This window comes from Streptomyces sp. CC228A (assembly GCF_021390935.1).
GTDB lineage: Bacteria > Actinomycetota > Actinomycetes > Streptomycetales > Streptomycetaceae > Streptomyces.
This window is the reverse complement of record NZ_JAJPUI010000010.1, coordinates 141,597-166,140: the sequence shown is the minus strand read 5'-3', so window position 1 is coordinate 166,140 and position 24,544 is coordinate 141,597. Positions and strand designations below refer to the sequence as shown.

Sequence of the window (24,544 nt, the reverse complement as noted above, 5' to 3'; positions counted from 1 at the left end):
GCCCTGCGGACGGGGTTCGGGACGACCGCGGCGGATATGGCATCCTGCGAGGATGACCGACCAGTACGTCCTCACTCTCTCCTGCCCGGACAAACAGGGCATCGTGCACGCCGTGTCGAGCTACCTGTTCATCACGGGATGCAACATCGAGGACAGCCGGCAGTTCGGCGACCGCGACACCGGCCTGTTCTTCATGCGGGTGCACTTCTCCGCGGAGGCGCCGGTCACGGTGGACAAGCTGCGGGCCAGCTTCGCGGCGGTCGGGGACTCCTTCGCGATGGACTGGCAGATCCACCGCGCCGACGAGCGCATGCGGGTCGTGCTCATGGTGTCGAAGTTCGGCCACTGCCTCAACGACCTGCTGTTCCGCACGCGGATCGGCGCGCTGCCGGTGGACATCGTGGCGGTGGTCTCCAACCACACGGACTTCGCCGAGCTCGTGGCGTCGTACGACGTCCCCTTCCACCACATCCCGGTGACGAAGGACACGAAGCCGGAGGCCGAGGCGCAGCTGCTGGAGCTGGTCCGGTCGGAGAACGTCGAGCTCGTGGTGCTGGCCCGGTACATGCAGGTCCTGTCGGACGACCTGTGCAAGCAGCTCAGCGGCCGGATCATCAACATCCACCACTCGTTCCTGCCGAGCTTCAAGGGCGCCAAGCCGTACCACCAGGCGCACGCGCGCGGGGTGAAGCTGATCGGTGCGACGGCCCACTACGTGACGGCCGACCTCGACGAGGGCCCGATCATCGAGCAGGAGGTCGAGCGCGTCGGCCACGAGGTCACCCCCGACCAGCTCGTCGCCGTCGGCCGCGACGTCGAGTGCCAGGCCCTGGCCCGCGCGGTCAAGTGGCACGCCGAGCACCGCATCCTCCTCAACGGCACCCGCACGGTCGTCTTCGCGTAGCCGCGGCGCCCGCCGCCGGGTCCGCGGCCGTGCGGCCCTGCGGCGCCTCCGCGGGCGGGCCGCGGCCGCTGACACCTACCGGCCGTCAGGCCCGGCGCGGCTGCCCGGCAGCTCCCCGCGGTGCGGGACGGCGGCGCAACCCCGGGCCGTGCGGGGGCCGCCACGGCTGGTTTCGCCCGCCCGGTTGGATCGTTTTGCCCGGGTTCGGCCACCGGAGTCGGAGATTCCTGTGGCCAGTGTGACGTGATGTGGGTCGTTTGTGGCCGGTTGCGGTGCATCCTCCGCGCGGCCGGAGAGCCGGACGTGGAGCCCGAAGCGTGTACGGCGCAGCGAGGAGCAGGGCCGTCGGCCGCCTGCGCCCGCCGCTGCCGGGCCGGGGCCGTGTCAAGGGGGCTCCGCGGAGGACCGGGGCAGGAAGTCGCCTTACCGCACACCCCCCACCCCGCGAGGATGGCGTGCGTACGTGCTGACCGACGCGAAGGGAACATCATGCGCACCGCACGCAAGGCCGCGGCGGCCGCCGCGGGAGCCGCCGCCCTGCTCGCCATGAGCGTCACCGGCGCCCAGGCCGCCGACACCCGGCAGGCCGAGCCCGCCGCCGCGCCCGCGAAGGCCCTCAACACCCAGGTCCACGCATGGCTGCGGGCCAACGTCCGGGAGTCGCCGAACACCAGCGGCGCGATCCTCAGCTACGTGTCGCCGGGCTACACCTACAGCGCGATCTGCTGGACCTACGGCGAGAAGGTCACGCTTGAGGGGTACACCAGCAGCAAGTGGGTGCTGATCGACCGGCCGTGGCCCAAGAAGAACGGCTACGTCACGGCCATCGCTCTCAGCGGGGACAGCACCGGAGGCGTACCGAACCGCTGCTGAACCCCGGCGCGCACCGGTCCGCTTCGCCGGACCGCCGCGGACGGCAGGGCGCTCCGCCACGGCAGGGAGGCGGGGCGTCCTGCCCCCTTCCGGCGCCCGCGGCGGGGTGTCCGCGTGACCCCGCCGAACGGAAGGGGCAGTTCCGCCCGCGGCGGTGACAGCGGCCCTGCCCTCGACCCACCGCCCGCCTGCCGGCGCCCGGCCCGCAGGGCCGCCCGCGGCTGCCGCGCGGCGCCGCCACGGCACTTGCGGTGTGCGCGCCCGGGCGCCCTGCTGCCCGCCCCGACGCGCCGCCGCCGACCGCCTGTGCCCCGCGGGGCTCCCTCCTCCGGCCTGCGCCCGCACCCACCGGATGCCGCGCGGCCCGCCCCGCGGACGGCTAGAAGACTGCTGAAAATGTTGGGTTCTGGCCTCGCCGCGTCAGCGGCGGGGCCAGACTCGTCTTGTGGTGCAAGGGGAGTGGGTTGGGGAGACGATCGGGCCGGATGTGTGGGAGACCTGCCGGGAGTTGATCCCGGCTGGGAGTGTCTTCGCGTTCCTGGCCGAGCATCGTGGGCAGCTGTTTCCCGCGGTGATGTTCGAGGACATGTATCCGTCGGCGAACGGCCGTCCGTCGATGCCTCCGCAGGTCCTGGCCGCGGCGATCACGCTGCAGGCCCTGCATGGGATGTCGGACTTCGAGACGGTCCAGGAATTACGCTGTGACCTGCGGTGGAAGGCCGCGTGCGGGCTCGGCTTGCACGATATGGCGTTCGATCCTTCGCTGCTGGCCTACTTCCGCCGTCGTCTGGCCCGCTCGGCTTGCCCGAACCGGGTCTTCGAGGCGGTGCGCGAGGTCGTGAAGGCCACCGGCGTGCTGAAGGGAAAGCACCGGCGGGCACTGGACTCCACCGTCCTCGATGACGCGGTGGCCACCCAGGACACCGTCACCCAGCTGATCTCCGCCGTGCGGGCGGTGATCCGTGAGGTCCCCGGCGCCGGACCTGCCGCGGCCGTGCAGTGCACCGCCCACGACTACAGCGACCCTGGCAAACCGAGGATCGCCTGGAACGACCGGCAGGCCAGGGCGGACCTGGTGGACGCCCTCGTCGGTGACGCACTGCGGCTGCTGGGCCACCTGCCCGAACAGGAACTCGGCGAGAAGGCCGCGAACGCGGCCGGCCTGCTGGCCCTGGTCGCAGGCCAGGACGTCGAACCGGCCCAGGAGTCCGACGGCCGTGACGGACGCTGGCGCATCACCCGGGGGACCGCACCCGACCGCGTGGTTTCCACGGTTGATCCCGAGGCCCGGCACATCCACAAGAACCGGACCCGCCACCAGGAGGGCTTCCGTGCGCATGCCGCGTTCGAGCCCGAGGCGGGACTGTTCACCGAGGTCGCTCTCACCGCCGGCAGCGGAGCCGGCAACCACGAGGCCGCCGTCGCCCAAGACCTCCTCGCCGACGAGGACCAGGACCTGACCGTCCTCGGTGACACCGCCTACGGAACCGGCGAACTCCGCGAAGCCCTCGAAGCCGACGGCCACACCCTCGTGATCAAGCCCCCGCCCCTGCGGCAGGCCATCCCCGGCGGCTTCACGACCGACGACTTCCACGTCGACACCCAGGCCGGCCACGTCACCTGCCCGGCCGGCCACACCAAAGCCCTCGGCCGCCCCCTCTCGGGCGGCAACCGCCAGGCCCAGTTCAAAAAACTCTGCCTCGATTGCCCTTTGCGCGAACGCTGCACCAGGTCCAAGACCGGACGCGTCTTCAGCGTCCATCCCCAGTACGACCTCCTCAAAACCGCCCGGGACCAGGCCGCCACCAGCCAGGAATGGCAGGACGAGTACCGCCGCTGGCGACCACCCGTCGAACGCGCCATCGCCTGGCTCGTCGCCAAAGGCAACCGCCGCGTCCCCTACCGAGGCGTCCTCAAGAACAACACCTGGCTCCACAACCGGGCAGCCGCCCTCAACCTCCGCCGCCTCATCAACCTCGGACTCACCCACACCGGCACCACCTGGACCCTCACCCCCACCACCACATAGACCAAAGGGCCGCCCGGCCTACGGCCGGACAGCCCCCCAACAAGATCTTCATCGGCCTTCTAGATGAATGAGTCCGATGTCTTCAGTGGTCGTAGGCGATCAGTGATCGCTTGACGGGGGCGTTGGTGGCCCAGTTGTGCCAGATGCCGGCGGCGAGGGCGAGGAGTCGTTGGCCGGTGCGGGCGAAGACTCCGGCTGGGGTTCTGCCGCCGTGCTGTTCGAGGCTGAGCTGGCCCTTGAGGGTGTCGATGACGGCTTCGATCCACTGCCGGACCCGGGCGATCTTTCCGTGCCGGGCCGGTTCGTCCTCGCGGTCCGGCCGCACCAGATGAACCCCGAGCCGCTCGGAGCAGAACGCTTCGAACTCCTTCCCGGCGAAGCCCTTGTCGGCGAGGATCACCTGTCCTTGGCGGACGAGGTGGTGGTCGCGTTCGAGTAGCGCGGCCATCACCTCCCGTTCGCCGATCTTGGGGTTGGCCAGGCACCAGGTGACGGGCATGCCTTCGGCGGTGGTGACCAGGTAGAGGCGGAAGCCCCAGAAGAAGCGGGAGTGGCTGCGGCAGTAGCCGTACCCGCAGTGTCCGGCCAGGTCGGAGCGTTTGACGGTCTCGCGGGAGGCCGCGCAGGGCAGCGGGGTGGAGTCGATCAGCCGCAGGTCGTCGTTCCAGGTCGGCACCTGCCGGGCCAGTGCCTCGATCACGCGGCTGATCAGGGGGCCTGCGGCGTTGAGGCGCTTGTTGTAGGCGGACTGCTGGGGCAGGTAGCGGAACAGGTGGCCGAGGCGGGCGTGGGCGAAGCGGATCCAGTGCCGGGCCGAGGGAAAACCGAGCAGGACCTGGGCGACCGCCAGGCACAGCAGTTCGGCGTCCGTCAGTTTCGGGGGTCGCCCGATCCGGCGACAAGGCGCCACATGGTCGTCGATGAACACGTACAGTGCCGCCAGAAGGGCGTCCAGGTTTGTCTTCACACACTGACCAACGGGCGCCCTTCGCCATGGTCGCGACCAGCACGAACATCGGACTCATTCATCTAGATGCGGCTCATGGACGCCGCCGCGTACAGCACCTCCCTGACCGCCGCGCGGTCCCCCGCCTGGCCGGCCGCCGCCTCCTCCGGCGTCACCCGCCCCGCCACCAGCCGGCAGAACTCCACGGCGTCCAGCGCCACCTGGGCCACCACGCGGTCCGGCGAACCGGCGGCCGCGGGCGAGTCCAGCGCGACGTACCACTCGCCGCCGCCCGCGCCCTCGATCTCCAGGTGCAGGGACCGGCCCGGCGCCCCCGCCGCCACGAGACCCCGCGGAGCGGCCGCGAGGCCCGCGCGCCGCCGCTGAGCCAGGACCACCGGCAGCTGCTCGGCGGCCAGCGCGACCATGCCGCGCAGATGCGCACCCGCCGGCGGCTCGTACGGGTAGTCGACGGCCGCCGCGATGTCCTCGGCGTGCGTCCAGCACTCGAAGGCCCGGTCCAGGAAGGCGTCCCGCAGCGGCAGCGAGAAGCCGCCGTACCCGACGGGCAGTTCCGCCACGCCCCGCCCCGCGAAGGACACCGTCCGCACCAGGGTGTGGGCCTGCTCCCGCCACGGGCCCCGCACCTCCCTGGTGGGCGGGCGGCCGTCCAGCCGCCAGAACGCCTCCGTCCGCTCCGCCGGGCCGCACGCCGCCGAAGGCGCCTCCCGCAGCGGGTCGTCCAGTTGCAGCGCCGCCGCGACCAGGCCGTCCACCGCCAGCAGGTGGGCGATCACTGCGGCCACCGAGGTGCGGCGCTGCACCGGCCGGTCGTCCTCGAACCACCGCAGCCGCACCGGCGCGTGCCACTCCGGCTCCCCGAAGTCCCGGAGCAGCGCGTCGAGCCGCGCCGTCTCCGCGTCGTACGGCCCCGCCCACGCGGGCACGGGGATGCGGGCCGGGCGGCGGCCCAGGCAGTTCTCCAGCACGCTGGACCGCAGCAGCGGGTCCAGGTCCAGGTCGCGCTCGCTGTGCAGCAGCGCCACCGCGTCCCGCAGCCGCAGCGCCTCGTCGGCGCAGGGCGCGCACTCCGTCAGGTGGGCCTCCACCGCCGCCGTCTCCTCCGCGGAGCACGCCGCCAGCGCCCACGCGCCGAGAAGGGACCTCAGGACGCCGTGGGGCAGCTCCACCGGCGGCCCCGGGGACGGGCGGTCGTCGGCCGGCTGCCGGGGCGGCGGTATGCGGGTCGCGCCGTCCGCCTGCCCGCCGTACCCCTCCGCGGGGCCCTCCCCGCCGGTCGGCCCGCTCACAGCGGCCGCCCGGCGCCGCCCGGCGGCGGGGGCCCTTCCAGGGGGCGGGTGTGCGCGGTGGCCAGCAGTTGGAGGCCCAGCCGCAGCCGGCGCCGCGCCTCGTCGTCCGTCACCCCGAGGTCCGCCGCCGTCTGCCGGTAGTCGCGGCGCTGGAAATAGGCCAGTTCCAGCGCCTTGCGCAGCGGTACGGGCATGGACGTGACGATGTAGTCGGCGCGGGCCGCCACCGCCGCCCGGCGCACCCGCTGCTCCAGCCGCTCCGCCTCCTCCGCGGACCCGTCGCCCCGCTCGGCGAGTTCCCGGGCGCCGCTCTGCCGCAGCCGGTACACGGCCTGCCGGCGGGTGAGGCGGGCGATCCAGGAGCGCAGGGACCCCTCCTGGCGGGGATCGAACGCGTCGGGGTTCTCCCACACGTACCCGAACACCTCGCGGGTGACCTGGTCGGCCGCGTCCTGGTCCTCCAGCACCCGGTGGGCGGTGTTGTGGACGAGTGAGGCGAACCGGTCGTAGAGCTCGCCCAGCGCGGCCGCCTCGCCCCGCGCCAGCCGCTGCTGCATCCGGCGGTCCCAGCGCGGTGGTGTGTCCTTGCCCATCCTTCGAATGTAGAGGGCGTACGCCGCGGCGCACGCGGCTTTGCGGAAGACCCGCACGGCGGCGACGGCCGGGGTGGGGAAGCGGTCACCTTGCGCGCGGGGTGTTTCGGTCGGGCAGGATGGGGCAGCGGGGACGGGAAGAGCGGCCTGGCGGAGGCCCGGCACGCGGGTGGGAAGGTGCGGCACTTGATGCTGAGCGTGGAGCGTGCCGAGCACGGGGACTGGGCGGTCCTGCACATCTCCGGCGAACTGGACCTGGTCTCCTCGGCGGTGGTGCGGCGCCGGGTGCACGAGGTGGTGGCCGACGGGTGCCACCACCTCGTCCTGGACCTGTCCGGGGTGCGCTTCTGCGACTCCAGCGGCGTCGGTGTGCTCATCGCCGCCCGGCGGCTGCTGCACTCCTGCCGGGGTGCGCTGCGGCTGATACTCCCGGCGCGCGGCGCCCTTGAGGGCTCGCACGTCAACCGGGTGCTCGCGGCGCTCGGCGTGCGCCGGCTGTTCGACGTCCACCCCGACGTGGCGGCGGCCACCGGCGGCGTCGCGGACGGGCCCGGCACCCTCACCGCCTGACGCCGCGGCCCGTGCCCCGGCCGTGCTCCTCCCTGCGCCTCCCGAACCCCTGTACCTCCGTCGTACGCTCCCGGCATGGACGACGCAGAGGAGCTGTACCAGCGCCGGATCGCCTCCCGGTTCGCCGTGCTGGACCAGGAAGGCAGCGGCTACATCTCGCGCGAGGACTTCACCACGGCGGCGGGCCGGCTGCTCGCCGAGTTCGGTGTGCCGCACCGGTCCGACCGGGGCCAGGCGCTCGCGTACGGCGCGGAGGCGTTCTGGCAGGGCCTCGCGGGCATCGCCGACGTGGACGGGGACCAGCGGGTCACCCACGAGGAGTTCGCGCACGGCGCGGTGAAGCGGCTGCACGACAACCCGGAGCGGTTCGCGGAGATCGCCAGGCCCTTCGTGCGGGCCGTGCTCGCCCTCCCGGACGAGGACGGCGGCGGACGCGGCGGCACGGCCGGCGTGGAGCGTGCCCTGCGGGTGCTCGGCGTGCCCGGGGAGACCGCGGCGCAGGCCGCCGGGTCCCTCGACGCACGGGGGGACGGGCGGGTGGCGGAGGAGGACGCGGTCGCGGCGCTGGCCCGGTACTTCATGCTCCGGTGACGCCTCGGCGGCGCCCTCGCGGCGGCGCACCGCCCGCCTTGCACCCTGCGGACGCGGAGCGCTCCCGGGCGGCAGGGGCGGCGGCGTTCGGCGGCGGGAGCCGTGACAGCCCGCGGGGCGCGGCGACTTCAGTGACGGGCGGTGACGGTCAGAGCGGTGGCCGTCCGCGGCCGCCCCGCGCCTGCCGCCCGGCGCCGCCGGCCGGCCGCTCCGGTACGCGCCGCGACGGGTGTGCAGCCGTGGGGGCACAGGGGTGCGGCACGCCCTCGCGTTCGACTGCCCGGCGTGAGCGTCGCACAGTATGCACTACCCGTACTCCTTCGCGCGGGAATATGCCTGAAGCGCTTGTTGCGGTGACTGTACGTCAACCATGCTGTCCCGCAACGAAGACTGTGAGGCGCGAGGCGATGTGTCCGCCGGTTCGGATGGTGTGAGCGGTGCAGGTGCTTCAGGTGCAGATCGAGATCGGACCCGATCCCGCCGACGTGGGCCGAGCCCGCAGATGGACGAGGTCCCGGCTCGCCGGGTCGGGCATAGCTGCGGACGAGCCGCTGGCCGAGACGCTGGTGCTGCTGGTCTCCGAGCTGGTGACGAACGCCGTGGTGCACACGGGCTGTCCGGCCGTGCTGCGGCTGCTGTTCGGCCCGGGCGGCGCGGGAGCGGGGATCGTCCGCGTGGAGGTCGCCGACGGCAGCGCGGTGCCGCCGCAGCAGCGGCACGCGGACGGCGGCGACACCCACGGCCGCGGACTGGAGCTCGTCGACGGGCTCGCGGACCGGTGGGGCTGGCAGCCGGAAGGGGCGGGCAAGCGCATCTGGTGCGAGCTCGACCGGCGCGCGCCGGTGTTCACGCCGGTGGTGTGTGATCCGGGTGCGTACGGGACCCCGCGCGCCGTCACGAATACCGCTTAACGGTTGTTTCGTCGCATACCTGTTGACGAGCCGTCGCGGTCTGATCACTCTTGGATCAGCGATTCGTGGCGAGGGGACGCCGAGGGCTTGACGCCCTCGGCGAGTGCGGGTCGTCACGCGGTGGCAGCTTCCGTACGGGAGCGTCGGCGGGACTGCACGCCGCGGCGGGTGGCGGCCGCCGTGCCGTGCTCGGGGCGCGCAGGAGCGGGCCGCCACCCCCAGTCAGCGCAACCCGGAGCCGGGCGGCGCAGGCGCGCCGTACCGGCCCGGCCCCTTCGGAGCGCGAGGCGGTCGGCCTTCGGCGCCACGGAGCGCTCGGCGCGCACCCCGGCGCACTCCCGGCACCTTCCGGGCGCGTGCCGCCCCGGCGACCGGGCGGCGCCGAAGGGCCGCACGGCGGACCGCCTCGTGGTTCGGAGGGACGGCTGGCGCCGGTGTGCGGCAGACGTGTTCACCCGTCACCAGCGAACGGCGTCCCGCCCGAGCGCGGGAGCTGAAGGAAGCGGTCCACCCCATGCCTCCCGCGGCCGCCGAGCTGCACAGCCGGATCGGCTCGACGAGTCAGGAGGACGTCAACCGCCGAAAATCGCTTTGTCGTAGACGGACTTGCACTGGGAGCACTTCATGCGATTGGTGCTGGTCGGATGCACCGTGTGCGTGCCGCACACCGGGCACTTGTGTCCCTTGGCCATCTATATCCTCCCGCCTGCCCGGGTCCAGGTGACCGAGCGTCGTACCTTTGGGGCGGAGGGTATCGCTTGATCTGCACAGATGGCAGCAGGATCAGCTAATCATCAGTTAGGTGCAGCGGCTGGCGGGGGCAGCGGTCCCGTGATCAGCCTGCAACGCCCTTCCTGAAGGCCGGGCGCGGTGCCCCCGCCGGTGCGGTGGAGCAGCCGCCATGTCAGAGGCGGGGCGCAGCCCCCGGGTCGGGGGGCGTGGCGAAGGCGGCCACGGCGTCCAGGGCCACCGCGCCCCGCCCGCGCTCCCCGACCACCAGCGGGTCGACGCGCAGTTCCACGAGGTCGTCGCCCAGTTCCAGGGCCAGGCGCTGGATCCGCAGCAGCACCTCCACGAGCGCGTCGACGTCGCCGAGCAGCGCCCGGCAGGGCAGCGCGTCGACCAGGGCGCGCGCCGCCGCCTCACCGAACGGCGGGACGCGCACCACCGCCCCGCCCAGGGCGGCCAGCGGCCCGCCCGGTGCGACGGTGACGACGGGGCCGAACCGCTCGTCGTGCCGCAGTGAGGCGGTCAACTCGACGCCTTGCGCGACGAGTTGGGCGACCAGTACGCCGTCGCGCGACACCCTCGCGGCGGGCCGCGGCGGCGATGTCCCGGTACGCCTCGCGCACCTGCCCGGCGGACGTCACCCCCACCCGCAGCAGACCGCGCTCCGCCCGCCGGGCGAGGCGGGGGCGGACGCCTTCAGCACCACCGGGTAGCCGACCTGGCCCGCCGCCCGCACGGCCGCCGCGGCGCTCGTCACCAACTGCTCGCGCGGCACGCGCACCCCGTACGTCCGCAGGATCTGCTTGGCGGCGTGCTCGCTGAGCCGCCGGTCGTGCGGGGCCGCCGACTCCAGCAGCAGGCGGGCTTTGCGCAGGGAGGGCGACGGCGTGCGCGGGGCCTCGTCGAAGGGGGAGCGGTACGGGGTGGTGAAGCGCCGGTGGGCCAGGTAGGCCCCGACGGCCGCGACGCAGTTCCCGTACGTGCGGAAGGTGACCGCGCGCGACGAGCCGAGCAGCGTGTCGCGGTAGGCCGGCTCGGTGCCCGGGGCGAGCCCCAGACCACGCACACCGGCTTGCCGGCGCGCTCGGCGGCGGCGGCGAGGTCGCGGGCGAGGACGTCGGTCGCGGGCGGGTCGGCCGACAGGACCGGGCAGACGACCACCGCGACGGCGGGATCGGCCAGCGCCTCGTCGAGGTCCTGGAGGACGGCGTGCAGCCCGGCGGCCGCCGCCAGTCCGGCGACGTGCCGCCCGGCCCGCGTCGGCGGCACGGCGACGCGGTCGCCCCGGCGGGCCCGCCGGTCGGCCGGGGGCCCGGGCGAACAGGGTCGCGGTGTCGAGGAGCCGGTCGGGCGCGTCGACCACCACGGCGCCCGACTGCCGCAGCGCGGCCTCCAGGACGGGATCGGCGCCGTCACCGGGCGCGGTGAGGACGACGACGGGCACACCGCGGCGGGCAGCGTGGTCGAGGGCGAGCAGCAGTCCCCGCCCCTCGCGGACCCCGTCCAGGTGCAGGGCGACCACCCCGACGTCGGCCCGCTCCGCGAAGTACGCCACGAAGTCGGCAACCGCGCCCTCCGGACCGACGGTGACCCGGTCGGCGACCCGTACGCCCAGCTCCTGCACGGCGCCCGCCGCGGCGGTCAGCTCGGCGCACCGCGAGACGATCGCGACACCGGGCCCGTGCAGGTCCCGTCGCACCGCCCCGAAGGCGCCGACGCCGGGCCGGGCCAGCCACTGCGGATCGGGCGCCGCGATGCTCAGCGGGCGCCCGGAGACGTCCCGTTCGCCGCCGCCGGCTGTGGCGTCCCGCCCGCGGGTGGCGCTCGCGCGCCCCCGGGGACCGGTGGTGAAGGTGCCGTGCGTCGATCCCAGCATCGCTCCGCACTCCCGCCCGCGCGTCCCGCTCCGACAGGTTACTGACGTGGCGTCAGTTCGTTCGCACGGAACTGATACCCCGTCAGTAACCGCGCATGCGTCGCCCGCACGGACCGGCCCCGCGGCTCCCCTCCGGGGGCGGGGGTCCTGTGCGTCAGCGGGGCAGGCTCACCGGGGGCATCGACGCGGGGCGCGGGCCCCGCGGTGCGGGCAGGTCGGCCGCGGGCGCCGTGCGCGGCGCGGGCACGGGGGCGGCCGCGGCCAGCGTTCTGGCGATCTTCCGTGCCTCCGCGGCGAGTTCGCGCAGCGCGCCGCTGGCGGGCCGGGTGAAACCGGTGAAGTGGAGGTGCGGGGCGCCGGGAGCGGTCCTGGCGCCGTGCACGAGGGGGCGGCCGGCGGCGTCGAGCACGCCCAGGTGGCCGACCAGCGGGTCCAGCGCGGGGCGGTAGCCGGTCGCGGCGATCACCGTGTCAGGCCGCAGCCGGGTGCCGTCGGACAGCGCGACCTCGCCGTCACCGGTGAAGGACTCCAGCGCCGCCACCGGCTCGACCAGCCCCTGCCGCACCGCCTCCACCAGGCCCGTGTCGTGCACCGGCAGCGCCCCGTCGCGGCGGATCCGGGTGCACGGCCCGGTGGTCGCCCGCGGCAGCCCGTACGGCGCGAGGTCGGGCACCGTCGCCCGCTCCAGCAGCCGCAGCAGCGGGTCGGCGGGCCACGCGGGCAGGCGCCGCACCAGGATGCCGGTGGCCTGTGCGGGCCAGCCCGCCACCGAGCGGCGCATGATGTGCGGCGCCGTGCGGACGGCCAGCCGCACCCGGGCCGCCCCGCCCTCGGCCAGGTCCACGGCGATCTCCGCCCCGCTGTTGCCCGCGCCCACCACCAGCACGTCCTTGCCGCGGTACGGGGCCGGGTTCCGGTACGCCGCAGCGTGCAGCAGCTCGCCCGGCCAGCCGCCGGCGCCCGGCCAGTCGGGCAGCAGCGGCGCGCTGTCGCCACCCGTGGCGACGACGACGGCCCGGGAGGTGAGGCGGCGGCCCCCGGTGGCGTGCAGCACCCAGGCGCCGGGTCCGCCCCCGTCGGCGCCGGTCCGCTCCAGGCGGGAGACCTCCACGCCGTACACGATCTCCAGGTCGTGCACCCGCGCGTAGCGCTCCAGGTAGCGCACCAGGTCGTCGCGGGCCACCCAGCGGCCGAACGAGCGGGGCATCGGCAGGCCGGGCAGCGAGGACATCCGGCGCGTGGTGTGCAGCCGCAGCCGGTCGTGGTGGCGGCGCCAGGACGCCCCGAGCTCCTGCGCCCGCTCCAGGACCACGGCCCGCACGCCCCGCCGGCGCAGCGCGGCGGCGACGGCGAGCCCTCCTGGACCGCCGCCGACGACGTACACGGGCGGCCCGAGGAGCGGGGAGGGGCGGTCGGTTGATGGAGCCATGGACGCTGAGCGTAACGGCCCCTGCTGTTGTTGGGTCCCGGTCAAGTGGGGAATCGGTTGCAAAAGGATCACGAAACCGGCTCGGTGGGTGCGCGGTGCCGCCGGTGGCGCGCAACAGGGCGCACGCCCCACGCCCCACGCCCCGCGCCCCGCACCCGACCCCGCACAGCGGTCCGCGGGTACGGCCCGCGCCGGCACCCGACTTCGCACCGACAGTCCGAGCACCCGGGCTGCGCCCCGCGCCCGGCGGCACGCTCCCGCCCCCGCACCGCAGGGCGCGCGCGCCCGGCGACCGCGCCCGGCCGCCCGCGCCCCCGGCTGCGTCCGGCTGTGCCCGGGGCCCGGCGGGCCGCGCGTCCGGAGGCACTCGGCGTCCTGGACCCTGCGTGCCCGGCCTCCTGCGCCCGGCGCCCGGCGTCCTGCGCCCGGCCTCCTGCGCCCGGCGCCCGGCCTCCTGCGCCCGGCCTCCTGCGCCCGGGGCCTGGCGTCCTGCGCCCGGGGCCTGCGGTTCGTGCCCTGTCCGCTACGGCCAGAGCAGTTCCCTGTCCCAGCCGTCCGCCCCGGTCCGGGTGTAGCGCAGCCGGATGTGGCGGCGGCGGGCGTCGCCCTGGAAGAACTCCACCTCGTACGGCTCGACGCGGTACCGCGTCCAGGTCGGTGCGTGCGCGTCGGGTTCCGTGCGCGCGCGGTCCCAGGCCGCGTCGCTCGCCTCGGCCAGGACCGCCAGGGAGGGCAGGGGCTCGCTCTGCCGGCCCACCAGCGCCGCGGCGAGCGCGCCCGCGGACCGCACGTGGAGGTCCTCGTACGCCTCCGCGGCGGTGCCCGTCGAGACGCGGCCGCGCACCCGGACCTGCCGCCCTGGACCGGCCAGTAGAAGCCGAGCGCGGCCTGCGGGCGGGCGGCGAGCTGGCGGCCCTTGGCGCTGGTGGAGTGCGACGCGAAGTGCCAGCCGCGCTCGTCGGCGCCGTGCAGGATGACCGTGCGCACGTCGGGACGGCCCTCCGGGTCGACGGTGGCCAGGTGCACGGCGTGCGGCTCGGCCTGCCCCGCGCGGGCGGCCGCCACGAACCAGTCGCGGAAGAGGGGCAGGGGCGCGGCCGGTGCGTCCGAGGGATCGAAGGGCGGCAGGGGGCTGTCCCACACGGTCAGCGAGCGCAGGGTCGCCTCGAACGCGTCGGGCACCGGGGCGGCGGAATCAGCGGTGTCGGCCATGGGGGCCATCATCCGCCCCCACCGCCCGGGCGCGGCGCCGGGGTGCACGCACGCGTGCCGGACCCGCGCCGTGCGCACCCGGCGGCGCGGCGCGGGGCCGTGCGGGGCCGTGCGGGAGGGCGTACGCGCCGGGGTGCGGAGCCCGGCCAGGTGGCCATGCGGCCCATGTGGCTCATGCGGCCCAGGTGGCAAGGGGAAGTACGTCGGCGGTGCGGTGCCCGGCGTCATGCGGCGGGGAGGCGTACGAGTCGGCAGTGCGGTACGCGGCCGGAAGCAGAAGGGACCGTGCGGATGCGGTCGTGCGGGGAAGGGCCGTCCTGAGTCCGCCGTGCGGGCAGGGGCCGTGCGGGTCGGCGTGCGGGCCCGGCTGCGGGGCGAGGGGCGTACGGACCGCCGGTGCGGAACGCGGCCGCGCCGCGGGGAGCCTACGGGCCGGGAGGGCGGGACCCAGCCGTGCGGGCAGGGACCGTGCGGAACCCGGGCGCCCGGCAGGGGGCGTGCGGCTGCCGCCAGGGACGTGCGGCGGCGGGCGGTGCGGGGCGCTGCGTGGCCCCGGCGGGCTACTTCGCGGGCTTCTTGCCCGTGATGCCCAGGTGGACCAGCATCGTGAGGTGAGGCCGGAGTTCGGCCTGCTTGACGCCCCACGTCTGGAAGCCCTTCTGGTGCGAGGCGCACGCGGCCAGCATCATGACCATCGCGCCCGCGACCGCCGCCGGATTCACGTCCTTGTCGACCCGGTTCTTGGACTGGAGCTCCTTCACCGCGTCCGTCAGGGAGTTGGTGACGGAGTTCAGGATCTTCATGCGGATCTTGTAGAACCGCTTGTCGCCTTCCGCGGCTCCGAGATCCACCACGCGCAGGATCGCGTCGTTGCGCCGCCAGAAGTCCAGGAACGCGTCGACGAGATCCTCCGCCGTCTGCCGCCCGGCCTTTCCGGCCCAGGAGCGGCCGGCGACCACATCGGTCAATCCCGTTCCCTCCTGCGCCATTTCCTCCGCGATTTCCAGGACGGCGCCTTCGACGTCCGGGAAATACTGGTAGAAGGTCGCAGGTGAAGTGCCCGCCTTACGGGCCACGTCGATGACTTTGACGTCCCGGTACGGCGAGGAGCTGAGCATCTCGCTGAGGCAGTCGAGCAGCTTCTGCCGCGTCGCCTGGCCGCGCCGACCGGCCACGCGGCCGTCGACGGTGCGTACTTGTCCTGTCATGCCGTCAGCTTACCGACGGGGGATCGGGGCGCGATTCGGCCGACTGCAAATGGGGTGCGCTCTTGCCTTCGGCCCCTCACCCGCCCCGTTCCGGCACATGTGCCGCCCCGTTCCCGTACGCCCGCACGGGCTTCTGCGCCGGGCCGGCGGCTCCGCGTGCGCGATTGATCAGCGGAAACCGCGCAAGCCGCGCCCGTCGAGAGCGCCGCACCCGCGGGGACCGGGAGCGCGGAAGCCGCGACTGCCGCAGCCGCGCAAGCCGCCGAATGCACGGAAGCCGCCGAAGCCGCCGAAGCCACAGAAACCGCAGAAGCCGCTGAAATCACGGATGCGACGACCCGGGCGGAGAAGAGCCGGGCCCCGGGGTCATGCGGCCAATAGGATGATTAACAGCCTGTGGAAAACTTCGGCGGATACGCCCGCACGAGCGCGTCCCCGCCCGGCCCGCCCCGGGAATGCACGGGGCGCGCCTCGCATATGGGCGTATATCCCGCCCCGGATGCCGCTCTCCTTTCTCCTGCGCCCCGCCCGCCCCCGCATTAGCGTGACGACGAGGTGACCGCAGGAAGGACCACGTCCATGGCCGCGACGACGGACGCGAAGGCGGAGGGCACCCCGTGCTGGGCGGACGTGCTGCTCCCCGACCTCGAAGCCGGTAAGCGCTTCTACGGCGAGCTGTTCGGCTGGACCTTCGCCGACAGCTCCGAGACCTACGGGCCCTACGCCACGGCGTTCAGCGAGGGCCTGCTCACCGCGGGGCTCGTGCCCAAGGGCGACGGCCGCATGCCCACCGCGTGGGGCGTCCACCTCGCCGCCTCCGACGCCGTGGCCCTCACCGCCCGGATCGAGGACGCCGGCGGGCGGGTCATCACCCGGCCCACGCGGGTCGGCTCCGCCGGGATCACCGCCCTCGTCGCCGACCCGGGCGGTGCCGTGTTCGGCCTGTGGCAGGCGCAGGACCGCGCCGGCTTCGAGAAGCAGGGCCGCCCCGGCTCCTTCGCCTGGGCCGAGGTGTACACGCGCGCGGCCGACAAGGACGCCGTCGACGCCTTCTACGAGACGGTCTTCGGCTACCGCACGCGCGACCTGGACGACCCGGCCGTCGACTACCGCGTCTGGTCGCCCCGCACCGCGCAGGAGGCGAGCGACGAGACGGCGATCGGCGGGCGCAGCGTCATCGGCCCGGCCTTCCCCGCGGAGATGCCCGCCCACTTCCTCGTGTACTTCGCCGTCGAGGACTGCGACGCCGCCGCCGCCGAGGCCGTACGGCTCGGCGGCCGCGTCACCGAGGAGCCGTTCGACACGCCGTACGGGCGGATCGCGGTGCTCGCGGACAACCAGGGCGCGGTCTTCGCGGTCCTGGCCGAGCCGAAAGCGGCCTGACGCCCGGCGGCCGCCGGCCGGAACCGCCGGCCCGGGCGTCGCTCCGGCCCCGCCCGTCCCTCACAGGCGTGTCCGGATCGGGGTGAGACACCCCGATCCGCCCCCGGGTTCGCCACCGCCGCCTCGGACAGGAAGAATCAGGGGGCACAGGGCCGTACCCTCATGGCCCTGACGGGGAGGTGGCAGGCAAGTGGAGCAGCTCACGCAGCACGACCCGAGACGGATCGGTCCGTTCGAGGTGCTGGGCCGGCTCGGCGCCGGCGGCATGGGCCTGGTCTATCTGGCGCGGTCGGCGTCCGGCCGGCGGGTGGCGATCAAGACGGTCCGGACCGAGCTCGCCGAGGACCAGCTGTTCCGCGTCCGCTTCACGCGCGAGGTCGAAGCCGCACGCAAGGTGTCCGGCTTCTACACGGCGGCGGTCGTGGACGCGGACCCGCGCGCCGCCGTGCCCTGGCTGGCCACCGCGTACGTCCCCGCGCCCTCCCTGGAGGAGATCGTGAACGAGTGCGGGCCGCTGCCCGCGCCCGCCGTGCGCTGGCTGGCCGCCGGCATCGCCGAGGCCCTCCAGTCCATCCACCGCGCCCAGCTCGTGCACCGCGACCTCAAGCCGTCGAACGTCCTCGTCGTGGAGGACGGCCCCCGCGTCATCGACTTCGGCATCGCCTCCGGTGTCTCGAACACCCGGCTCACCATGACCAACGTCGCCGTGGGCACGCCCGCCTACATGTCCCCCGAGCAGGCGCGCGACTCGCGCAGCGTCACCGGGGCCAGCGACGTCTTCTCGCTCGGCTCCACCCTCGTCTTCGCCGCCACCGGGCACGCCCCCTACCACGGTGCCAACCCGGTGGAGACGGTCTTCATGCTGCTGCGCGAGGGCCCCGACCTGGAGGGGCTGCCCGAGGAGCTGCGGCCGCTGATCGAGGCGTGCATGCAGATGGACGCCGCCCGCCGCCCCACCCCGGCCGACCTCCAGGCGCAGCTGGCGCCGCACCTGTTCGCCGGGGGCGACGACAGCGGCACCGCGTCGGCCTGGCTGCCCCCCTCCGCGACCGGCATGATCGAGCGGCGCCGCGGCGGCCGCCCGGCCCCGCCCCCGCCGACCGCCCCGCCGGGCCCGCCGCGCGGCGGGCCCGCGCCCGGGCAGGGCTGGGACCCGGCGCGCCGGCCGGCCTCCCCGACCCGCGTACGGGGCACGCGCCCGCCGGCGGCGGGGTTCCGCCGCCCCGGGCGCCCCGGTGCGGCTGCCGGGCTCGAACGTGCCGATCGGGCCGGGCCCCGGGGCCGCCGCGGGCGCGGCGCGGCGCACCTCGCACGTGGACGCGGGGCCCACGACCGGCTGGATCCGGCCGCCCGCCGGGGTCCTCGCGGACCCGCCGCCCGCCGGCCGGCCACTGCCCGGCACCGGCCGCGGCCCGGTCGTCCCCGGCCAGGCCACGACCGGCCCCGACGGCGGGCCGACGGTGGCCGCGCCGCCGCCGCCCGGCCCGTGGCGCCCGTGGCGCTTCCGCATGTCGAACGACGTGTGGGGCACCCCGGTCGTGGACGGCGACCTGCTGTACGTGACGTCGTTCGAGGTGCACGCCCTCGACGTGGGGACCGGCCGCCGCCAGTTCAAGACCCGGGACGTGGCCTGGTCCATGACGGTGGCGTCGGGCCGTATCCACGCCACCGACGGCCCCACCCTGTACGCGCTGGACGCGCAGGACGCGGGCGAGTTGTGGCGGGTCCAGACGGACGCCTGGACGTTCTCGCTGGGCGTCGACCGGGGCACCGTCGTGACGGGCACCCGGGGCGGCGGCGTCCAGGCGTGGGAGGCGTCCAACGGCGCCAAGCTGTGGGAGCTGGCCGGGGCCCAGACCGACTTCGAGACCGCTGAGGCGGGGCCCGCCGTGCACGGCGACACCGTGTACGTGTGGCAGGACGCACGGCTGCGGGCCCTGGACGCCCGTACGGGCGGTGAGCGCTGGTCGTACCCGATCGGCGACGCGGCGTCCTGCGGCGGCGTGCCGGTGCGGGTGGCCCCGGCGGACGACGGCTATGTGTACGTGGCCGCCGGGACGCGGGTGCTGTCCGTGGACGTCATGTCCGGCCGCGTCCGCTGGCACTTCGAGGCGCCCGCCGTCTTCCTCTCCGCTCCCGTGTTCGTGCCGGGCCCGGCGGTGACGGGCGGCGGCGTGTACCTGGCGGACTACCTCGGCACGGTGTACGCGCTGGACGCGGCGACCGGCAAGGACCGGTGGCGGATCGCCACGGAGGCCCGCCAGTCCACCGAGCCGGTGCTCGTCGCGGACGGCAGCATCCACGTGGCCAGCGGCAGCGCGCTGTACACGCTGGACGCGGTGACGGGCACCCCGAAGTGGCGGTTCGCGGCGGGCGGCGAGATCGTCGGCGCCCCGGTGGCCGCCGACGGCCGGCTGCACTTCGGCTCCGCGGACCACGTGCTGTACACGCTGGACGCGGCGGGCGGCCAGCTCCGCTGGAAGCTCACCACGGGCGGGGAGATCACCGGCTCGCCGGTGGCCCGCGCGGGCGTGGTGTACGCGTGCAGCAAGGACCGCTGCGTGTACGCGCTGGACGCGGTGAAGGGCACGGCGACGGGCCGGGGCGCCACCGCCCGCCAGCCGTAGCCGCACCCTGACGGCGTCCGTACGGGCGCCTCGTGCCGCCCTCCGCACGGCCACGGCGGCGGGGACCGCCCGCCGCACGGCCACGGCGGCGGGGGCCGCCGTGCGTCCGGGACCGGCCCGGCCGCAGCGCCGGGGCGCAGGCCGGCGGTCGTACCGTACGGCCCCGGGGCTGCCCGCCGCGTCCCCGGCGAGCAGCGTCGTGCAGCGTCCCGGGGTCAGTAGCCCGGCGGCCGGTCGCGGCCCGGGGAGTCCGGCGGTTCGGACGGTCCGGGCTGCTCGGGGTAGCCCGGGTACTCGGGGCGGTCGGGACCGGGGATGGCGTCGTGCCGGGTGCCGTGGGGCCGTGCGTGCCGGGGCCCGGGGCCGGGGTCGTACGGCTGCCCGTGGCCCTCGTCGTACCGCCGGCCGTGGCCCTCGTCGTACGGCTGCCCGTGGCCCTCGTCGTACGGCCGGCCGTAGCCGGGGTCGTCCGGGTGGTGGGGCTCGCCGTAGCCGTGCTCGTCGGCCGGCCCCGCGGGTGCGACGCGGCGCCGCCTCGGCCGGCCCGCCATGACGGCGGCCGCCAGCAGCAGGAGGACACCGCCGCCCAGCGCCAGGGCGACGCCCCAGCCGAGGCCGTCGTCGGCGCCCGCCGACAGGCCGTCCGCGGCCTGCCCCTGGCGGACCATCCACAGGACGGTGAAGCCGAGGACGACCACCCCGGCGGCGGCGACCGTCAGCCGGGACCGCAGCAGCAGGCCGATCACGGTGAGGAGCGCGGCGAAGGCGAGCGGCAGCAGCAGCGACCACCACAGGTCGGCGCGCTCGGCGGTGATGCCGGTGAACAGGTCGTCGACCTCGTAGTACCGCCCCTGCCGGCCGTCGTACCAGACACGGAAGGGGCTCCAGACGGCGGCCGCCGCTCCGACCAGTGCGAGGACGGCCCCGATGACGTTGCGGATCATCCCGCGCCTCCGGGTGCGTGGGGGAGTGTAGGGCGCTCCCGCGAGTACCCGGCTGGGGGCAGGGCAACCTTCGGGAGCCGGGCCCCGGCAGAGCGGCGACGGCGGGTGGCGCCCCGTACCGCTGCTAGGGTGACGTGCACTCGCCAATCGGGCGGGCTATTTTTCCACTTTCAACGGGGGTTGAAACATGAAAACGCGTCATGTTCGCGCGCTGGCCGTGTTCGGCATCGCCCTGGTCGCCCTGACCGGTGCACGCGGTTCGAACGGCGGAAGCTGCAGTGGTTCGAGCGGCAGCAGCTCCAGCAGCGGGTCGAGCGGCGACCACGGCTCGGACGACGGCGTGGGCAAGAGCGACACCGGCACCGACGCCTCGTCCTCCGGTTCCGGTTCCTCCGGGGGCGGCTCGGTCCCCGGCGGCGGCAGCGGCGACGGCGCCATGCGGGACGTCCGCATCGCCGGGTGCGAGATGGACCCGGCGACGAAGAAGCTCGTCGCCCGGCTCACCGTGACGAACAACGGGGCGCTGGACTACGCGTACGACTTCACGGTCCAGTTCAAGGGCGACGCGGGCGGCACGGCCCTCCCGGCGACCGCCGAGGTGGACGACCTGAAGGTCGCGGTCGGCGCCAAGAGCACCACCGAGGCGTCCACCCCGTACACCGGCGGGGGCGACGGCTCCGAGTACACCCGCTGCGTCGTCACGAAGGCCTCCCGCACCCTGGCCTGACCCGCTCCCGGCCCGGCCCCACCCGGAGGCCCGCCCGGGCCGGGTCGGGCCTGCGGCGACCGGGCCGTGCCGCACACGCCGAAGGACCCGCAGCGCCCGTTCCCGGGCACTGCGGGTCCTTCGGCGTCCCGGCCGCGGCGGCTCCCCCTCCGTGCCGCCGCGGCCGCCTTCGCCGGCCCGGGCCTACTTGGCGGGCGGGGCGGGCGCGTGGCTGTCGCCCAGCGTGGTGAGCTGCTGGTCCTTGCCCGACGGCGCAGGTGCCGGGTTGTCCAGGGTGGCGGGCTCGGATTCGGTGCCCATGGGCGGGGCCGGAGCGTGGCTGTCCCCCATAGTCCTGATCTCTTCGTTCTTGCTGTTGTCCATAACGGGCCTCCCCAGGTCGGGCTTCATGACGGATGAACACCCGCTCGGCGACTCCCCCGAGGGCCGCCGAACGGGTGCTCCGGATGGTCGCTCACCCTAGTGGTGAGGGGCCATGCGGCTCGTCTCCCCCCGGTGCGACGAGCCGATGTCCCACACGATGTCAGTCGCCCATAAACGTTCGGTGAACGGCCTGGCTGTCCTCTCGCGGACTCGGTCGCCCTCTGGAAGTGGCTGCCAGGACGAGGGACGGCAACTCAGGCGACGTCCCTGGTCCGGGCGAGAAGGCGCCGCACCTCGGCCGCCTCGGGCGATCCGCACTTCTCGTAGATGGAGAGTGCCTGCCGCCAGCACGCTCGGGCCCGGTCGCCTTGGCCGAGCTGCTCCAGGGCCCTGCCGACCAGTGTCAACGCGTTGGCCTGCATCCAATCGCCTCCGATACATCCGAGCGCGAGGGCCTGCTCGGCGTGCCGGGCTGCGTTTCCCGGTCGGGCGGAAGCGAGGTGCACCTGAGCGATCCGGTAGTGCGTTGTCCCCTCCCAGAGCCGCTGCCGGCTCTCGCGGAAGATGCCCAGCGCCTGGGACAGCTCATCCAGGGCGTCCGATCGCCGCTCCGCTTGGGCCAGCACGATTCCCAGCGCGTATCTGGCGTTGGCGAGGCGCAGCGTGAGGCCGAGATCGTCGTAGATCGCGACGCCTTGCCGGGCCACCGCCACCGCGTCATCGATGTGCCCCATGGACGCCATGACCCGTGACAGGTTGCACAGAGCGCTGGCTTCACCCGCCCGGTTGGCGTCCTCCCGGAACGCCTCGACGGCTCGCAGGAGATGAGTCCTGCCGGCGGTGTGGTCGTTCGTGCAGATGGCGATGATGCCGAGCTCGTTAGGCGCGTTACCGCACGTCCACGGGTCTCCGGTGGCACTGCCGAGTCCGACTGCACGACTCGCTTCTTCCCGCGCCTGGTCGAAGCGGCCGGCGGTGCTGTGCACCTGGGCGAGGGTGACACGGGCCCGGGCCTCGGCGTGGGTGTCGTCGGCGTCGGCTGCAGCATCCCGGACCGCGGTGGCGGCTGCCTCGTACCGGAGGGCGTTCGCGCCCGACTCCCGGAGGTCCTTGGAGCAGAGCAAGAGGTCGAGGGCGCGTCGCAGAGTGGACGGCGCCAGCGACTGCTGGACGCAGGCCAGGACGCAGTCGGCTTCCCGATGCAGCCAGTCCTGCGCCGTGTGCCGGTCGTCGAAGACGAGGCCCGCCGTCGGGGACGTCGGCTCCAGGTGGTCCACCAAGCGGTCGCCGGGCCGCTCCACGGCGTAGACGCGGGCCGCGGTGGCCAGGTAGAAGTCCAGCAGCCGGGACATCGCCGCCTCCCGCTCCGCCGGGGGGTGCTCGTCCCGCTCGGCGCACGCACGCGCGTAGAGCCGTACGAGGTCGTGGAAGCGGTAGCGGCCCGGAGCCGCCGACTCCAGCAGCGACGTGTCGACCAGCGCCTCCAGCAGGTCCTCGGCCTCCTGCTCCGGCAGGTCCAGGGCCGCCGCCGCGGCGGCCAGCGACACGTCCGGGCCGTCGGCCAGCCCCAGCAGCCGGAACGCCCGGGCCTGCGCCGGCTCCAGCTGGCCGTAGCCCAGCTCGAACGTCGCCTTGACCGCCAGGTCCCCGGCCTGCAGCTCGTCCAGCCGGCGCCGCTCGTCGGCCAGCTTCGCCGCCAGCACCGACACCGTCCACGTGCGCCGCGCCGCCAGCCGGGACGCCGCGATGCGGATCGCCAGCGGCAGGAACCCGCAGGCGGCCACCACGTCGAGTGCCGCCTCGCGCTCCGCCCGCACCCGTTCCTCACCCACGATCCGGGTGAACAGCTGCAGCGCCTCCTCCGGCGACATCACGTCCAGGTCGACCAGGTGCGCCCCCGCCAGGTCCACCATCCGGATCCGGCTCGTCACCAGCGCCGCGCAGCCCTCCGTGCCGGGCAGCAGCGGCCGCACCTGCGCCGCGTCCCGCGCGTTGTCCAGCAGCACCAGGACCCGCCGCCCGGCGAGCGTCGACCGGTATAGCGCGGCCCGCTCCTCCAGGGTCTCGGGGATCCGCTCGTCCGGGGTGCCGAGGGCCCGCAGGAACGACCCCAGCACCGTCTCCGGCTCCGCCGCCCGCGGGCCCGCGCCCATCAGGTCGGCGTACAGCTGCCCGTCGGGGAAGCGCGGCCGCGCCCGGTGCGCCACGTGCACCGCCAGCGTCGTCTTGCCGACGCCGCCGATGCCGGCGAGCGCCGACACCGCCATCACCGACCCCTCGGCGGTGGCCAGCAGCTCCCCCAGCTCCCGTACGAACGCGGCCCGCCCCGTGAAGTCCGGGACCGTCGCGGGCAGCTGGGCGGGACGCGCCACCGGCGCCACCGGTGACGGCTCCGCCACGGGCCGCGCCAACTCGTCGTCGGCCCGCAGGATCCGCTCCTGGAGCCGCGACAGCTCGGGGCAGGGGTCCACGCCCAGCTCGTCCGCGAGCAGCCGCCGCGTGTCCGCGTACACCGCGAGGGCCTCCGCCTGCCGCCCGCTGCGGTACAGGGCCAGCATCAGCAGCTCCCGCAGCCGCTCCCGCAGCGGGTGCGCCGCCGTCAGCGCGGTCAGTTCCGACACCGTCTCCGCGTGCTGCCCGCATTCCAGCGCCAGGTCGAGCCGGGTCTCGGTCAGCTGGAGGCGCCATTCCTCCAGCCGGGCCCGCTGCGTCTGGGCGTACGGCCCCGGCACGGACGCGAGCGGTTCTCCGTCCCACAGGCCCAGCGCCTTGGTGACCAGGGCCCGCGCCTGCGCGCGGTCCCCGGCCGCCCGCGCCTTCTCGGCCTCGGCGGCCAGCTCCTGCGCCACGTTCAGGTCGAGCGCGTCGGCGCGGCCCCGCAGGGCGTACCCGCCGGACTCACTGACCAGCACCCCAGCGGGCAGCACCTTCCGCAGCCGGGAGGCGTACGTCCGCACGGCGGCGAGCGCCTGGGAGGGCGGCTCGGGGCCCCACAGCGCGTCGATCAGCTCGGCTGCGGTAGCGGTCCGCCCGTCGCGCAGCAGCAGCGCGGCGAGCAGCGCCCGCTGCTGCGGCGACCCGGACGGCAGGGGCTCCCCGCCCCGCCAGGCCCGGACCGGCCCGAGCACCGCGAACCGCAGGTCGTCGGGCCCGCCGCCGACGGCCCCGCTCGGCGGGGCGCCGGGCGCCGGGCCGCCGCCTGGTGCGGGCTCCGTCGCCGCGGGGGCCGACGCCGGCTCCGTCGCCGTGGCGGTGGGCGCCGGGCCGCCGGCGCGGTCGCGGTCCTGTCCGGGCTGCGGGGGCTGTGCGGAATGTGTGG

General features: G+C 75.1%; 16 protein-coding genes and 3 pseudogenes. 9 read left to right on the top strand and 10 right to left on the bottom strand.

The window, feature by feature from the left end; genetic code table 11:
- The first annotated feature begins 52 nt into the window (after window positions 1-52).
- From purU to L6E17_RS25465, 3 genes are all read left to right on the top strand, one after another.
- The gene (gene purU / locus L6E17_RS25475; protein WP_236243041.1) at window positions 53-904 is read left to right on the top strand and encodes a formyltetrahydrofolate deformylase; all 852 of its coding nucleotides are present in this window, start codon (window positions 53-55) and stop codon (window positions 902-904) included.
- Window positions 905-1,393: 489 nt separating this feature from the next.
- Complete coding sequence (locus L6E17_RS25470; RefSeq protein ID WP_236243040.1) at window positions 1,394-1,777, top strand: hypothetical protein; 384 nt, start codon at window positions 1,394-1,396, stop codon at window positions 1,775-1,777.
- 448 nt (window positions 1,778-2,225) lie between these two features.
- Window positions 2,226-3,806 (top strand): IS1182 family transposase, encoded by a 1,581-nt coding sequence (locus L6E17_RS25465; RefSeq protein ID WP_236239647.1) that lies wholly within the window; start codon window positions 2,226-2,228, stop codon window positions 3,804-3,806.
- Between the two features lie 82 nt (window positions 3,807-3,888).
- Here L6E17_RS25465 and L6E17_RS25460 read toward each other — a convergent pair whose 3' ends face one another.
- The 3 genes from L6E17_RS25460 to L6E17_RS25450 form a co-directional block, all read right to left on the bottom strand.
- Window positions 3,889-4,773 (bottom strand): IS982 family transposase, encoded by an 885-nt coding sequence (locus L6E17_RS25460; RefSeq protein ID WP_236238908.1) that lies wholly within the window; start codon window positions 4,771-4,773, stop codon window positions 3,889-3,891.
- Between the two features lie 62 nt (window positions 4,774-4,835).
- Window positions 4,836-6,062 carry a zf-HC2 domain-containing protein gene (locus tag L6E17_RS25455; protein WP_374109141.1) on the bottom strand — a complete coding sequence of 409 codons (1,227 nt, stop codon included), beginning with the start codon at window positions 6,060-6,062 and terminating at the stop codon, window positions 4,836-4,838.
- Window positions 6,059-6,655: a sigma-70 family RNA polymerase sigma factor gene (locus L6E17_RS25450; protein ID WP_236243039.1), complete on the bottom strand. Its 597-nt coding sequence runs from the start codon at window positions 6,653-6,655 to the stop codon at window positions 6,059-6,061. Before L6E17_RS25450 ends, L6E17_RS25455 begins: the two co-directional genes overlap by 4 nt.
- Window positions 6,656-6,844: 189 nt before the next feature.
- On the opposite strand from L6E17_RS25450, the gene L6E17_RS25445 reads away from it, so the two are divergent.
- From L6E17_RS25445 to L6E17_RS25435, 3 genes are all read left to right on the top strand, one after another.
- Window positions 6,845-7,225: an STAS domain-containing protein gene (locus tag L6E17_RS25445; protein WP_236243038.1), complete on the top strand. Its 381-nt coding sequence runs from the start codon at window positions 6,845-6,847 to the stop codon at window positions 7,223-7,225.
- A 75-nt stretch (window positions 7,226-7,300) separates the two neighbouring features.
- The gene (locus tag L6E17_RS25440) at window positions 7,301-7,816 is read left to right on the top strand and encodes an EF-hand domain-containing protein (RefSeq protein ID WP_236243037.1); all 516 of its coding nucleotides are present in this window, start codon (window positions 7,301-7,303) and stop codon (window positions 7,814-7,816) included.
- 437 nt (window positions 7,817-8,253) lie between these two features.
- Window positions 8,254-8,727 (top strand): ATP-binding protein, encoded by a 474-nt coding sequence (locus L6E17_RS25435; protein ID WP_236243036.1) that lies wholly within the window; start codon window positions 8,254-8,256, stop codon window positions 8,725-8,727.
- A gap of 904 nt (window positions 8,728-9,631) precedes the next feature.
- Here the strand turns inward: L6E17_RS25435 and L6E17_RS25430 are convergent.
- The 4 genes and pseudogenes from L6E17_RS25430 to L6E17_RS25415 all read right to left on the bottom strand — a co-directional run bounded on the left by L6E17_RS25430 (window position 9,632) and on the right by L6E17_RS25415 (window position 15,181).
- Window positions 9,632-11,332, bottom strand: a pseudogene (locus L6E17_RS25430) (acetate--CoA ligase family protein).
- A gap of 154 nt (window positions 11,333-11,486) precedes the next feature.
- Window positions 11,487-12,761 (bottom strand): NAD(P)/FAD-dependent oxidoreductase, encoded by a 1,275-nt coding sequence (locus tag L6E17_RS25425; protein ID WP_236243035.1) that lies wholly within the window; start codon window positions 12,759-12,761, stop codon window positions 11,487-11,489.
- Between the two features lie 523 nt (window positions 12,762-13,284).
- Window positions 13,285-13,973 (bottom strand): annotated as a pseudogene (locus tag L6E17_RS25420) (pyridoxal 5'-phosphate synthase).
- A 560-nt stretch (window positions 13,974-14,533) separates the two neighbouring features.
- Entirely contained in the window at window positions 14,534-15,181 is a 648-nt protein-coding gene (locus tag L6E17_RS25415) for a TetR family transcriptional regulator (protein ID WP_071277708.1), read from the bottom strand.
- 579 nt (window positions 15,182-15,760) lie between these two features.
- On the opposite strand from L6E17_RS25415, the gene L6E17_RS25410 reads away from it, so the two are divergent.
- Both L6E17_RS25410 and L6E17_RS25405 read left to right on the top strand, forming a co-directional pair.
- Entirely contained in the window at window positions 15,761-16,564 is an 804-nt protein-coding gene (locus tag L6E17_RS25410; RefSeq protein ID WP_236243034.1) for a VOC family protein, read from the top strand.
- Between the two features lie 190 nt (window positions 16,565-16,754).
- Window positions 16,755-19,191 (top strand): annotated as a pseudogene (locus L6E17_RS25405) (PQQ-binding-like beta-propeller repeat protein).
- 215 nt (window positions 19,192-19,406) lie between these two features.
- Here the strand turns inward: L6E17_RS25405 and L6E17_RS25400 are convergent.
- Complete coding sequence (locus tag L6E17_RS25400) at window positions 19,407-20,135, bottom strand: hypothetical protein (RefSeq protein WP_236243033.1); 729 nt, start codon at window positions 20,133-20,135, stop codon at window positions 19,407-19,409.
- Between the two features lie 187 nt (window positions 20,136-20,322).
- Here L6E17_RS25400 and L6E17_RS25395 point away from each other — a divergent pair, with 187 nt between their 5' ends.
- Entirely contained in the window at window positions 20,323-20,862 is a 540-nt protein-coding gene (locus L6E17_RS25395; RefSeq protein WP_236243032.1) for a hypothetical protein, read from the top strand.
- Between the two features lie 183 nt (window positions 20,863-21,045).
- On the opposite strand, the gene L6E17_RS25390 is transcribed toward L6E17_RS25395, so the two are convergent.
- Window positions 21,046-21,225, bottom strand: coding sequence for a sigma-like protein (locus L6E17_RS25390; protein ID WP_236243031.1), 180 nt, complete (start codon window positions 21,223-21,225; stop codon window positions 21,046-21,048).
- 254 nt (window positions 21,226-21,479) lie between these two features.
- Complete coding sequence (locus L6E17_RS25385) at window positions 21,480-24,353, bottom strand: BTAD domain-containing putative transcriptional regulator (protein WP_308315935.1); 2,874 nt, start codon at window positions 24,351-24,353, stop codon at window positions 21,480-21,482.
- Window positions 24,354-24,544 lie beyond the last annotated feature (191 nt).